This is a genomic window from Croceibacterium atlanticum, assembly GCF_001008165.2.
In the GTDB taxonomy this organism is placed as follows: Bacteria; Pseudomonadota; Alphaproteobacteria; order Sphingomonadales; family Sphingomonadaceae; genus Croceibacterium_C; species Croceibacterium_C atlanticum.
In genome coordinates, this window is record NZ_CP011452.2 from 1,827,842 (window position 1) to 1,840,525 (window position 12,684).

General features: G+C 63.0%; 15 protein-coding genes. 3 read left to right on the plus strand and 12 right to left on the minus strand.

The annotated features are described in order from the left end of the window. Positions 1–12 precede the first annotated feature (12 nt). Together WYH_RS08710 and WYH_RS08715 are read right to left on the minus strand one after the other, a co-directional pair. On the minus strand, positions 13–933 hold the full coding sequence (locus WYH_RS08710; RefSeq protein WP_156320106.1) for a hypothetical protein: 921 nt from the start codon (positions 931–933) through the stop codon (positions 13–15). Between the two features lie 15 nt (positions 934–948). After that, positions 949–1,689: a hypothetical protein gene (locus tag WYH_RS08715; protein WP_053833482.1), complete on the minus strand. Its 741-nt coding sequence runs from the start codon at positions 1,687–1,689 to the stop codon at positions 949–951. A gap of 9 nt (positions 1,690–1,698) precedes the next feature. Between WYH_RS08715 and WYH_RS08720 the strand changes: the two genes are divergently transcribed. After that, positions 1,699–1,941, plus strand: coding sequence for an XrtV sorting system accessory protein (locus WYH_RS08720; protein WP_046904987.1), 243 nt, complete (start codon positions 1,699–1,701; stop codon positions 1,939–1,941). Here the strand turns inward: WYH_RS08720 and WYH_RS08725 are convergent. From WYH_RS08725 to WYH_RS08750, 7 genes are all read right to left on the minus strand, one after another. Next, positions 1,928–2,572 carry an exosortase C-terminal domain/associated protein EpsI gene (locus WYH_RS08725; protein WP_053833483.1) on the minus strand — a complete coding sequence of 215 codons (645 nt, stop codon included), beginning with the start codon at positions 2,570–2,572 and terminating at the stop codon, positions 1,928–1,930. The two genes, WYH_RS08720 and WYH_RS08725, sit on opposite strands and share 14 nt — an antisense overlap. 11 nt (positions 2,573–2,583) lie before the next feature. Beyond that, positions 2,584–3,441 carry an exosortase/archaeosortase family protein gene (locus WYH_RS08730; protein WP_053833484.1) on the minus strand — a complete coding sequence of 286 codons (858 nt, stop codon included), beginning with the start codon at positions 3,439–3,441 and terminating at the stop codon, positions 2,584–2,586. A 57-nt stretch (positions 3,442–3,498) separates the two neighbouring features. Then, entirely contained in the window at positions 3,499–4,320 is an 822-nt protein-coding gene (locus WYH_RS08735) for a family 16 glycosylhydrolase (protein WP_053833485.1), read from the minus strand. Between the two features lie 172 nt (positions 4,321–4,492). After that, on the minus strand, positions 4,493–4,651 hold the full coding sequence (locus tag WYH_RS16830; protein WP_156320107.1) for a helix-turn-helix domain-containing protein: 159 nt from the start codon (positions 4,649–4,651) through the stop codon (positions 4,493–4,495). Continuing rightward, on the minus strand, positions 4,639–5,385 hold the full coding sequence (locus WYH_RS08740; protein ID WP_046904990.1) for a sulfite exporter TauE/SafE family protein: 747 nt from the start codon (positions 5,383–5,385) through the stop codon (positions 4,639–4,641). The genes WYH_RS16830 and WYH_RS08740 overlap by 13 nt, the downstream gene beginning before the upstream one ends. A 60-nt stretch (positions 5,386–5,445) precedes the next feature. After that, positions 5,446–5,868, minus strand: a complete 423-nt coding sequence (locus tag WYH_RS08745; RefSeq protein ID WP_046903527.1) for a protein tyrosine phosphatase family protein — start codon at positions 5,866–5,868, stop codon at positions 5,446–5,448. 26 nt (positions 5,869–5,894) lie between these two features. After that, positions 5,895–6,836 (minus strand): MBL fold metallo-hydrolase, encoded by a 942-nt coding sequence (locus tag WYH_RS08750; RefSeq protein WP_046904991.1) that lies wholly within the window; start codon positions 6,834–6,836, stop codon positions 5,895–5,897. 102 nt (positions 6,837–6,938) lie between these two features. Between WYH_RS08750 and WYH_RS08755 the strand changes: the two genes are divergently transcribed. Further along, complete coding sequence (locus WYH_RS08755) at positions 6,939–7,583, plus strand: peroxiredoxin (RefSeq protein ID WP_046903528.1); 645 nt, start codon at positions 6,939–6,941, stop codon at positions 7,581–7,583. Further along, the gene (locus tag WYH_RS08760) at positions 7,580–7,951 is read left to right on the plus strand and encodes an ArsR/SmtB family transcription factor (RefSeq protein ID WP_046903529.1); all 372 of its coding nucleotides are present in this window, start codon (positions 7,580–7,582) and stop codon (positions 7,949–7,951) included. Before WYH_RS08755 ends, WYH_RS08760 begins: the two co-directional genes overlap by 4 nt. Positions 7,952–7,957: 6 nt before the next feature. Here the strand turns inward: WYH_RS08760 and trxC are convergent, their stop codons facing one another. The 3 genes from trxC to WYH_RS08775 are packed head-to-tail and all read right to left on the minus strand — an operon-like array spanning position 7,958 to position 12,676. Further along, positions 7,958–8,395, minus strand: coding sequence for a thioredoxin TrxC (gene trxC / locus WYH_RS08765; protein WP_046903530.1), 438 nt, complete (start codon positions 8,393–8,395; stop codon positions 7,958–7,960). After that, entirely contained in the window at positions 8,388–11,645 is a 3,258-nt protein-coding gene (locus tag WYH_RS08770; RefSeq protein ID WP_046903531.1) for an efflux RND transporter permease subunit, read from the minus strand. The genes trxC and WYH_RS08770 overlap by 8 nt, the downstream gene beginning before the upstream one ends. Next, entirely contained in the window at positions 11,642–12,676 is a 1,035-nt protein-coding gene (locus WYH_RS08775) for an efflux RND transporter periplasmic adaptor subunit (RefSeq protein WP_046904992.1), read from the minus strand. The genes WYH_RS08770 and WYH_RS08775 overlap by 4 nt, the downstream gene beginning before the upstream one ends. Positions 12,677–12,684 lie beyond the last annotated feature (8 nt).

Sequence of the window (12,684 nt, forward strand, 5' to 3'; positions counted from 1 at the left end):
CGCTGGTTAATTCTACTGGTTAAAGAACCCTTCCGGGCGCCGCACCGGCTTTTTCACGGGCTGGCGTTTCATGCTGCGCACATGCCAATGATGCAGCGCCAGGCCGAGCCCGAGCAGAAAAGCGAAGAATGCCAGGTTCCCGGCCGCGCTGAGCAGGGGCCAACGTGCCGAAGCCCTCGACCGATACAATATGTGCGTAGGTCTTTCGATTACGTAACCGGAATTCTCGTAAAGCGTGCCCAGCCCGCCGGGCAGCGCCTTTTTCCGCAGCAATCCTTCCACGGTGCGGAACTGCGCCTGCTGATCCTCGAACGGGCTGATCTCCACGAAATAGCGGACACGGTTGGTTTCCGCATCCTGCACCAGGGGAACCACCATGAGTTCCCGTTCCCCGAACAGGCCCTTTTCCGTGTAGAATCCCTTGCGGTTCATCATCAGCCAGCCGCGCGTGATGGCCATGCCATTGGGCGGTTCTTCTTCGGAACTCAGCGAAATCGTGGTTACTGCCTTTTCGGAAAATCCCCCGATCGACAATGCGAGGAAGAAAAGCACCACGGCCAGAACAGCGGAAATGCCCGCCGGAACGGCAAGCAGGAGTCGGATCTTCCGCTCCCGCCGCAGCCTTTCATCCTGTTTCGGCCGTCCCAGCAACTGGCGGCGACGGCGCAAGCGATACGCCACGATGACAATGAAAGGCAGGGAAAGAAGGGCAGTGATCGACACCACCGTTGCGACCGGGAACAGACGGTCGAAATGGCGGAACTGCAATTCCGCAATCCAGGCAAATACCCCCTGATATTCAACAGCCTGCCAGATCAGCACGCCTGCAACAAAGGTAGCCCAGACCGCACCGGCCCAGACGAAAGGCGCGATCACGACATTGTCGCCCCGCCCGCCACGGATCTTCCCGACCCATTCTTGAAAACGCCCCATCATTAACAATGATGCTTAACGGCTCGCAGGGCCATATCCAGCCCCATATTTGATTCTTTCCGGATCGCGCCCCTGATCGAGCAGGTTCTGCAGTTCCTGTTGCACAAATTCCTCTTTCATCAGCATTGCAGCGCGCCGCTCCATCTCAGTCGCGGTTTCATTTTCGCTTTCGCGCCTGACGATGCGCCACGGCGCCCCGCCCAGATCGAGCACCATGCCGGGCCGGGCATTGCGAAGCTGCGGATCGGGCGCCTCCGCCAGTTCCCGCGTATCGAGAAGGCGCGCTGGAATACCGCTTCCCCCTTCCGCCGGTTGCAAGGTCAGCTGGAACTGTTCCGCAAAGCGCCAGGGATGGCTGGCCATGTAATCGCGCAATCGTGCCCGGGACGGCGCGGCAAAATCGCGGCCAATCCGGTCCTGCAGCGCTTCGACCAGCAATTGTTCGCGCAATTTGCGCAGTTCGAAATGGAGATCCTTGTCCTGATCGAGCCCGCGCTTCACCGCTTCCCCGGCCAGGATCCTGCGCGCGATCAGCCGGTCCAGCAGTTCCGAACGCACGGCCTGGCTGGCCTGGGCCAGAGGAACGCCGTGCCCCTGCGCTTCATGTTCAAGTTCGGGAATGGTAATGTCATCATCACCGATCCGGGCGATCACCTGCCCTTCCGGTTCCGGCGCACTGCAAGCCGCAAGGGCGATAGCACCGATCAAGGCGGTGCAGACGGCTTTCCCATTGCCTGAACAGCAATGCGCGATCATGGTTTGACCATGAGCACTGTGTTCGACTGGTTATCCGTTCTCATTTTCTGCGGCCTCGCCATTCTCTATCTGCAACGTTCGATCGCCCCGCCATCCCGGCAGGACCGCGTGATCGCCTATCTACCCCCCGCCCTTGGCTGTGCCGCGGGCAATTATCTGGGGAATGAAGGCTATGACTGGGCGGCCTACGCGCTGCTTGCAGCGACCGGCGCCTATATCATCGTAATTCTGAAGCCAATCAGCCGGAACTGACACTGTCTCCGAACAGGACTGTCCGGCCCGAACTTCCTAACGCCCCGAACAAGGCGACGATGAAGGATTCCAGCTGCGCCGCCGCCTGTCCGCCTGCCGGATTGGTGATGGAAAAACGCGCGACCACGCCATTTTGCGGGCTGCGGAACACGGCATTACGGGCCATGGCCAACCGCTGCCCCCACAGATCCTGCGGGAAAGCATCGCCAATCCGCGTCCAGTAGAGGATCTCATCTTCCCGATCGCCGCGTTTTGCGCGCATGGAACGTGCAGGCAGATCCAGCCCAGGCAGGGCCACGGGGGCCGGTTCATTGCTTTCGATCGAGAAGCCCGACGCCGGATAGCAGCTTTCCGGCCGGTGCAATTGCATCAGATAGTTCTGCGCGCTGCCCAATGCGATCACCGCCGTGATCGCCAGCCCGTCCTCTCGTAAATAGCGCCGGGCGACGATCTGGCGATAGATTGCCGGGCTAAGCGTATCGTCCGGCCACAAGATAACCTCGTCCAGCGGAATGGCCCGCCACGCGCCAAAGGCGGCGGGCAGTTCCAGCGCGACATGCGGCGGGGCATCCGGCGCCAGCACCCCGGAAGGGCGCAGCGCCAGGCAGGCCGCACCGATCCCGGCGAGCACGCCGCCCGCGATCAGTTCCCTGCGGTTCGGGATACTCCCCTCCCCCCGATCTTGCGCGGCAAGTCCACGATCCAGAAAGCCAGCAGCAGCAAGGCGAGCGCCAGCGTGAAGCTGAGCACGCCCGACAATGGATGAATTCCGGTGGCGAGGATGCGCGATCCCTGTTCCGATACGAGCAGAATCAGGACCACCACGCGCAGCACATTGGCAAGGATCGCGATCGGAACAGCCAGCGCCGCCATCGCCGCGGTTCGCATCCAGCCGCCACCATGGATCCAGAACGCGAAGAGCAGGCCAATTGCCACCAGGCTGATCGTGGAGCTCATCCCCGCGCAGGCATTTTCCACCACCAGCACATATTGTTCGACATAGATCTTGCCCTGATCGAGCACGGCATCGAGGCCAAGCGCCCGCGCCATGTCGACCGACCAGACGGACAGCCAACCGCGCAGCCAGCCATTCACGCTGGCCGATACGGCATAGGGCGCGGGAATTGCCAAGGCGAGGAACAGCAGCGGAAAGGCGCAGCGCCGCAACATGACAGGCCCGAGAAACAGATAGAAGGTGATCGTCCCGCCGGCCCAGGCCGCAAGGGCCGCCAGCGCGGCCATTTCTATCGTGCTGGCGAACAGATAGGCCAGGGCGATGGCCACCATGCAGGCCGCCCAGATCGAAAGGGAGCCGGGCCGCGCTTCGTCCCGGTTGTTTCTACAGACCTGCCAGAGCGTCCACCCGCCGAGACACAGGACGAGCGGCGCCAGCGACCCGGCTTCGCTTTGCCAGCTTTGCGCCGAAAGCATGAGGATTGCCGGCAGCAGGAACAGTGCGCAGCATAGCCAGAGCAGGATGTGGCGTCGGGCGGCCGGCATTCACGCACCATGCGTAAAACATCCGGCGGTATCCAGTGCTATATTCGCGGGGTCGCCTTATTCGCAGGGCTGCCGGCTGGCAAAATCGCGTGAATAGGCAATGCAATCGAACACGGCGCGTGAGGGCAGGGCGCTGTCATCCAGCGGGCCAAGCCATTCGGTCTGCGTTTCCGATCCCCAGAGGGAGACCATGATTTTCTGTTTCTGGATCGGCAATTGCAGTTTCGAGCCATCGGCTTCGTGGATCAGTTCCCCATCGACATACCAGCGAATATATTCGGGCTGCCAGTCGAAGCCATAGACATGGCTTTCCTGTGTCGCATCGTAATCCAGCTTGTGGATGTAGGATTCCTTCTTCCCGTCGCGAAAATAGGTGAACATCACCTCGCGCGGGGCACGGCCGATGATCTCCACGTCGATCTCGTCCCATTCATCCCCGTAATGCGGGCCGGTATAGGTAAAAAAGCCGGTGACATTGCCCGATCCCCCGCCCGCCTTCATCCGGGCTTCGTAATAGCCATGGCCATAGGTTGCGCGGCTTTGCACCTCGCCCGAAGAGTAGGAGGCGAGATCTGTCTGATTCGGCTCCATCGTCAGCGTCAGGCTGTTATCGAAGCGGGATTGGGACCGACGCCAGTCATTGGCCATCCATTTGCCCACGCGCCAGCCATCGGAAATGCTCCAGCGCTTGCGGTCGAAACTGGAAAAATCGTCATGAAAAGGGGCCGCTCCCACCAGCAGCGGGCCGGGTTGCGGAGCGGGCGCCGACCGGGTGGCTGCCTGCGCGCTATCCTGGCTGGCCTGGGCCGCGAATAATCCCGCGGTCAGCCCGGCCCCTGCCAATGCCAATCCACCCGCCAGCCTGATTCCGCGCGCCATACGCCTCCTTTTCCGGGGCGCATCCCGCTGGGCGCGCCGCCAATCTGCATGCCCCGCAACGGGGCTCGGTCTATGGCGATACTATCCGGCTTTCTTCGCGGATGCAGCACAGGAAAGCGTATGGGCGGGACGGAGAGAGAAGTTTACCGGATGGATGGTGATGCGCCGGTTTTCACCGCACGGATGCGGCATCCCGCCGCGCCTTGCGCCAGCGATAGAAGGTCTTTTCGGAAATTCCGACCTCGCGGCAGCTTTCGCACACGCCCATTCCGCCAGCGATCAGTTTTTCGATCTGCCGGCAGCGTTCTTCCTTGTTTTCTATTGCGACCAAAATTCGCTCCCGCTTTGCCAGAGTGTGTAGGCGGCGACGGCAAAGATCAGCAGGGCGAATATCGTGCTGAGGCCGCCGCCCGTGCCGGACAGGCGCTTCGCCATGGCGCTGCCGAAAAATCCCCCGCCAATGCCGCCGGCCATGAAGGCCAGGGCCAGAAGCCAGTCGACCAGTCCGGACCAGGCATAATTCGCCGCCGTGGCGAGGCCGAAGGCGGTGACCGCCACCAGGCTGGTTCCCACGGCGCGATAGACCGGCATTCCGGTAGAAGCGACGAGGCCCGGCACGATGAGGAAGCCCCCGCCAATGCCGAAAAATCCCGAAACGGCGCCTGTTCCAAGCCCGAACCCGAGAACCTTGGGGGCATTTTCCCTGTGACACCGCGCACCCGGATCGCCCGGATTTTTCCGGTTGCGAAGCATCAGCAAGCCGACGCCAATCATCAGCAGGGCAAAGAGAAACAGCAGCTTCTGCCCATCAACCGCCTTGCCCGCGGTGGAGCCGAGAAGGGCCCCGAATATCCCGGCCAGCGCATACATGCCGCCGCATTTCCACACGACATTATACTGCCGCGCATGTTGGAACAGGCCGCTTGCCGCATTGGCCGCCACCGCCAGGGCAGATGTGCCGATTGCGATATGCGGTTCCGGCACGCGGACCAGATAGACCATCAGCGGCACCGCCAGGATCGAACCGCCACCGCCGACCAGGCCCAGCGAAAAGCCGACCAGCATGCCGGAGAATGCCCCCAGCAGATATTGCAGCGGTTCGAGCACGAAGATTGCGCCCGGCGCTTACCCGGCCCGCGCTTCGAGCCTGGGGCGCAGCGGCGAAAGATCGTATCCGGCTTCGGCTGCGCTCTGCAGCGCCTTTTCGGCACCCAGTTCACCACAGCGGCACAGCGCCCATAGCGTGCTGGCCCGCATCCCGGACTTGCAATAACCTAGGACCGGCTTGGGCAAAGTGTTCAGCGCCTTTTCGAATGCGGCTATCTGCTCATCGCTCAACTGGCCGGGCACGATCGGGATATGGACATATTCCATGCCCGCCGCACGCGCCGCAGCACCGATTTCATGCGATGTCGGCTGACCGGGCTCTTCGCCGTCCGGGCGGTTATTGATGATCGAACGATAGCCCTGTCGGGCCGCGTCGAGGACGCCTTCTGGCGTCAATTGCGGGGAGACGGCCATCTGGTCGCACAAGGTCTTGGGGGTCATATCTTGCTCCTCAAAAGCCCGACCGATCAGATCGCGTCGAGCGGTATCTTCAGATAATGGGTGCCATTGTCCTCAGGCGGCGGCATCCGGCCCGCGCGCATATTGACCTGCACGGAAGGCAGGATCAGCCGCGGCATTCCCAATGTCGCGTCGCGCTCCGTCCGCATGGACACGAACTCTTCCTCGCTCACACCGTCATGCACATGGATGTTCTTCGCCCGTTCATCGGCGACAGTCGTCTGCCAGACATATTCATCGCGATCGGGCGCCTTGTAATCATGGCACAGGAACAGGCGCGCCTTGCCCGGCAGGGACAGCAACCGGCGGATGGAATGGTAAAGCTGCTGCGCATCGCCCCCGGGGAAATCGGCGCGGGCAGTGCCGAAATCGGGCATGAAGATCGTGTCCCCGGTGAAGACCGCATCCCCGATCACATAGGCAAGATCCGCAGGTGTGTGGCCCGGAACATGCAGAACTACAGCCTCTATTTCACCAATTGTGAAACTGTCCCCGTCGTCAAAAAGCCGATCGAACTGGGACCCGTCACGCTGGAATTCGGTGCCTTCATTGAACAATTTGCCGAACACGTCCTGCACGCGGGTGATTTCCCGGCCAATGGCAATCCTGCCGCCGACACGGTCCTGCAGATAAGGCGCGGCTGAAAGGTGATCGGCATGGGCATGGGTTTCCAGCAGCCATTCGACCTTGAGCCCCTTCGCTTCGACATAGGCGATGACTTCATCGGCGGATTCATAGGAAATCCGCCCTGCAGCCGGGTCAAAATCCAGCACCGAATCCACGATGGCCGCCTTGTCCGTCACGGGATCGTGGATCACATGGGTGGCGGTAAATGTCGCCTCGTCAAAAAAGCTTTTCACCACGGGCGCGGGCACCTTGCCGAGCAGGGTCGCTTCCACAGTGGCGACGGCTTTCGCCAGGGCCTTGTCGCCCGTTTCCGCAGCAGCCATCTTCACCTCCAGACTCATAGACACTTTACGAGAGTAAATAATCATGTAAACGTATTGCGTCAATGGCCGCCTCCATGCGAGAGGGTGCGTTTTGGAGATTGAATGGAACGGCACGTGGAAGACAATTCACTGCGCATCGGCGATCAGGTTCCGCATTTCACGGCGCGGAGCACGCAAGGCCCGCTGGATCTTGGCGACTATGCCGGGAAATGGGTGATCCTGTTTTCGCACCCGGCGGATTTCACGCCTGTCTGCACCAGCGAGTTCGTGGCCCTGGCACGGGCGGCGGACAAGTTTGCCGAGCGGGATTGCACGCTGATCGGCGTTTCGATCGACAGCCTTTATTCGCACCTGGCCTGGATCCGCATGATCTATGACATGACCGGGATCGAAGTGGGTTTTCCGATCGTGGAAGATCCGACAATGGAAATCGCCCGGGCATTCGGCATGATCGGGCCGGAAGCGCATGATGCATCCAGCATCCGCGCGACCTGCTTCATTGACCCCGACGGCAAATTGCAGGCGACGACTTGCTATCCCGCCAATGTCGGCCGTTCGATCCCCGAGATGATCCGCCTGTTGAAGGCGCTGCAGCGCGTCAGCGACGGTGATGTGCTGGCACCAGCCGACTGGCAGCCCGGCAGTGACCTGCTGCGCGCTCCGCGTGAAACCGTGGCCGATGTCCTCCGCCCGGAAGGGGCGAGCGACTGGTTCTTCAAGACAGTGAAGGATGAGGGCGGAGAATGAACGCCGAAACAATGCAGCGCGATTTTGAAGGCAGCGCCGACATGCTGCGTGCGCTGGCGCATTCCGTGCGGCTGCAAATCCTCTGCGCAATCAAGGATACCGAGCTTTCGGTGGGCGAGATCGAGGAAGCGACCGGCATCGTGCAGCCGGGCCTGTCCCAGCAGCTGAGCGTGCTTCGCAAGGCCGGGCTGGTCACCACACGGCGCGAAGGCAAGCAGATCTTCTATCAGGTGGCGCGGGACAGGCTGACCGCCGCCAGCGATCTGCTGGATGCCCTGGCCGGCACAGCCGCACGCCGCACCGATGCCAGCACTGCCCGGATACATAGTGGCGGCGGGGCCGCGGTCTTCGCGAAGATCAGGCGATAGAAGCGTTCAGCCCGCCGCAGCGCGGCGGGCCCATTCCACGATCGCCCGTTCCGGCATGGCACCCGATTGGCGCGCCAGTTCCCGCCCTTGGCGGAACAGGGCGAGCGTGGGGATGGAACGGATCTGATATTGCGCCCCCGCGGCCTGTTCCGCCTCCGTATCCAGCTTGGCCAGCACGAAATGCGGTTCCAGCGCGCGGGCAGCCGCTTCGAAAGCAGGCGCCATCATCCGGCACGGCCCGCACCACGGCGCCCAGAAATCTACTAGCACCGGCAGCGTGCCCTTGCCGATGAGTTTCTGCAGCAGCGCGCCAGTGGCTGCCACCGGCTTGCCCGTGAACAGCGCCTGTTTGCAGCGCCCGCAATTGGGCCCCTGGCCCAGCCGCGCCTGCGGCACGCGGTTGAGCGCGTGGCAATGCGGGCAGACGATTGTCTGGTCACTCATCTCCGCTCCTCCCTGCGCCGGCCAGCGTCATCGGCCGTTCGTCATCGCGCAGGACGACATAGATAGCCGGGATGACCAGCACGGTCAGCAAGGTCGAGCTGGCAAGGCCGAACAACAGCGAAATGGCCAGGCCCTGGAAAATCGGATCGGTCAGGATCACCGCCGCGCCGATCATCGCCGCCGCCGCCGTCAGCACGATCGGCTTGAAACGGATCATGCCGGCTTCCAGCAGGATGTCGCGCAGCGATTTTTCAGGCGTGCGCGCATGGCGGATGAAATCCACCAGCAGGATGGAATTGCGCACGATAATACCCGCCAGGGCGATGAAACCGATCATGCTGGTGGCGGTGAAGGGCGCGCCGAACAGCATGTGCCCCAGCACGATGCCCACCAGGGTCAGCGGGATCGGGGTCAGGATCACCAGCGGCAATTTGAAATTCTGGAATTGCCCGACAACCAGCACATAGATGGCCAGCAGGGCCACCATGAAGGCAGCGCCCATGTCGCGGAATGTCACCCAGGTGATTTCCCATTCGCCATCCCAGAGCAGGGTAGTGTGCTGTTCGTCCTGCGGCTGGCCATTCAGGGCGATTTCCGGTTTTTGCAGCCCGGCCGCCGCCCAGTCGAAATTGTCGATCGCCTCGTTCACGGCCAACATGCCGTAGATCGGCGCTTCGTAACGTCCGGCGAGTTCGGCCTGCACCATCGCCGCACCGCGCCCATCGCGGCGGAAAATGGCCTGTTCGCCTTCGCCCATGCTGGCATCGACGACCTGATCCAGCCGGATCAGTTGCGGCCCGGCCGGTCCCTGCGCCACGGCCACGGGCGTTGCGCCCAGGGCCTGGCTCCAGCTGCGCTGCGACTGGTCGAGCGAAAGCTGGATCGGCAACGGATCGCGGCCCTGGTCCTGCGGTGCATAGCCGACCACCGTATCGCCCAGCAGGGCGCCGATGGAATCGAAGACCTGCCTTTCGGACAGGTTGTAATGGTCGATCCGGTCGCGATCGGGCAGCAGGCGCAATTGCGGCGACGGTTCGCCAAAGCTGTTATCGACATCGACGATGAAGGGCACTTCCTCGAAGATCGCCTCCACCTGTTCGGCGGTTGCGCGGCGCGTCGCCTCATCCGGGCCGTAGATCTCGGCCAGCAGCGTCGCCAGCACGGGCGGGCCCGGCGGGGTTTCCACGACCTTGATCGAACTGCCTTCCGGCAATTGCAACGCGGCCAGTTTCTCCCGCAGATCCACCGCGATTTCGTGGCTGGAGCGGGACCGTTCCCCCTTTTCCGCCAGTGTCACCATCAAATCGCCCATCCACGGCTTGGCGCGCAGGAAATAATGCCGCACCAGCCCGTTGAAATTGAACGGCGCGGATGTGCCGGCATAGGCTTCCATCGCCTCCACTTCGGGGACGGAGCGAACCACGGCGGCCGCGCGTTCCAGCACGCCAGAAGTCGCTTCCAGGCTGGTGCCTTCGGGCATGTCGACCACCAGCTGCACTTCGCTCTTATTGTCGAAGGGCAGCAGCTTCACCGTCACCGCCTTGAAGTAGAACATGGAGCAGGCAATCAGCGTGGCGATGCCAACGCCGATCAGGAAACGCCATGCTCCCTTGCGCGTGGCGATGACGCGGGAGGCGACCCGCCCATAGAGCGCGCCCAGCTTCCCGCCATGTTCATCCTCGCCATGGCCATGCGCCAGCGTCTTGCGGGCGAAGCGGATCATCAGCCAGGGCGCGATGATTACCGCCACGAAGAAGGAAAAGACCATCGCCGCGGAAGCGTTGATCGGGATTGGCGCCATATAGGGGCCCATCAGGCCGGACACGAACAGCATGGGCAGCAGCGCCGCCACCACGGTCAGCGTGGCGACGATGGTGGGGTTGCCGACTTCGGCCACCGCCTCGATCGCGGCCTGCTGGCGGCTGCGGCCATCATTCATCGCCCAGTGGCGGGCGATATTCTCTATCATGACGATCGCATCGTCCACCAATATGCCGATTGAAAAGATCAGCGCGAACAGGCTGACGCGGTTGATGGTGAAGCCCATGATGTTCGATGCGAACATGGTCAGCAGGATCGTGGTCGGGATGACGATGGCCGTCACGCCCGCTTCCCGCCAGCCAATCGCGAAACCGATCAATATGACGATCGAAATGGTCGCCAGTGCGAGGTGGAACAGCAGCTCGTTGGCTTTTTCGTTCGCAGTCTCGCCGTAATTCCGGGTGACGCTGACTTCGACCGTGTCGGGGATCAGCGATCCCTGCAGCGCCTCGACCCGTTCCACGATCGAATCCGAGACATTGACCGCATTGGCGCCGGCCCGCTTGGCAACGGCCAGGCTGACGGCGGGTGTCATCGCCCATGTGCCGCCCTCTTCGCCTTCGGCGCCATGTTTCGCCCAGCGCCAGGCACGGGCCTGGTCCTGCATGGGCTCCTCGCTCACGCGGGCAACATCACGAAGCAGCACCTGCCCCCCATTGACGGAGCGGACCTTCAGGCTGCCGACCTCATCCGCCGTGCGCAGGGATTCCCCGGCAATGACCGTGGCAGCCACGCCCTCTTCGCGCACTGTTCCCACCGGGAAGGCGCGATTGGCCTGGCTGGTCGCCTCGATCACGCTGGAAAGCGGCACCTGCCGGGCTGCCAGCTTCGCCGGATCGGGCACGACACGGATCGCCTGTTCCTGACCGCCGACCAGGAAGGTCAGGCCGACATTGTCGACCTTGGCAATCTCCGTCCGCAAACGGGAAGCAAGCTGATAGAGCGACTGATCGGTCCAGTTGCCGTGCGCATCCGGCCTGGGGCTGAGCGTCAGCACCACGATCGGCACGTCATTGATCCCGCGCACCGTCACCATGGGCGGCGGAATGCCAACCGGGATGCGGTCGATATTCGCGGCGATCTTTTCGTCCACGCGAATTGCGGCGTCTTCCGCGTCGGAACCGACCAGGAAGCGCGCCGTGACCATCACGCCATTATCTTCTGCCTGGGTGTAGACATGCTCCACCCCGTCAATGCTCTTGACGATCGTCTCCAGCGGCTTGGCCACCAGTTCCACCGCATCGCTGGCCGAAAGGCCGGGCGCGGCGACCTGGATATCGACCATCGGCACGCTGATCTGCGGTTCTTCCTCGCGCGGGATCGTCATCGTCGCCAGCAGGCCGACAAGGATCGCCGCCAGCAGGGCGAGCGGCGTCAGGGGCGAATTGATCGACGCCCGCGTCAGATTGCCCGATATGCCCAGGCTCATTCTTCGGCTCCGGATCCCGTGGCGACGATCGTATCACCCGCCGACACGCCGGACAGGATTTCCACCATGCCTTCCTCGCCCGAAGGGGCTGTCTGGACGGGCACGGTGGCGATCTGGCCGTCCTCGCTGCGCAAGGACACGTAATCCACGCCAAATCGCGTGGTGACGTAATTTTCAGGAACAAGCAGCGCCTTGTGTGCCCCGCTTTCCACCCGCGCGGCAACGCGCCTGCCGATAAGCTTGCTGTCCAGCCCGGCGATCCGCGCATCGGCGCGCACCTGCCCGGCGGTGACCGAGGGATAGACCCGCGTAATCGTTCCACGCAGCGAGCCATCCTGCCCGGCAATCCCTTCAGCGATCACCGAAGAACCGACATTCACCTCTTCCGCGAGGGATTCCGGCAGGTCGAGCCGCAGCACGACCGGGCCGGATGTTATGGTGGCAATCGGCATGCCCGGCGCGACAGCCGATCCGGCTGGAATATCCGCTGCCAGGACGCGGCCCGTCGCAGGGGCCACGACGGCACCCTGCCCGGCAACGGCGCCGACTGCCTGCTGCTGCGCCTTGGCCGCACGGACCTGCGCCTGCGCCGCTTCGGCAGCGGCCCTCGCCTGTTCCAGCCGCGCCTTGGAATAGACGCCATTGTCATGGAGATATTTAGCGCGGTCCAATTCCGCCTGGGCGGCGACGGCCTGCGCCTGGGCGGCTGCGGCCTGCGCGCCATAGGCGCTGCCCTGATAGCCGAGCTGGCTATCGACGATGCGGCCGATCACCTGCCCCTTCTTCACATAATCGCCTTCTCCGACGGAGAGCGTGGTGAGAATTCCGGGTATCCGGGCAATGGCCTGCGCCTGGTCAACGGTCGAAACTTCCGCGCTGACCGATGTCCAGCGGGCCGCGTCCGTTTCCTTCAGAACCAGCACCGGGCCCGTAGGCGCCTCCGCCTCTGCCTGTTCGGGCGCGGATTCGCCGCAGGCCGAAAGCGGGGCAAGGGCCAGCATGGCCACGGCGATCCTCGTCGAAATGCGCATGCGCTTCC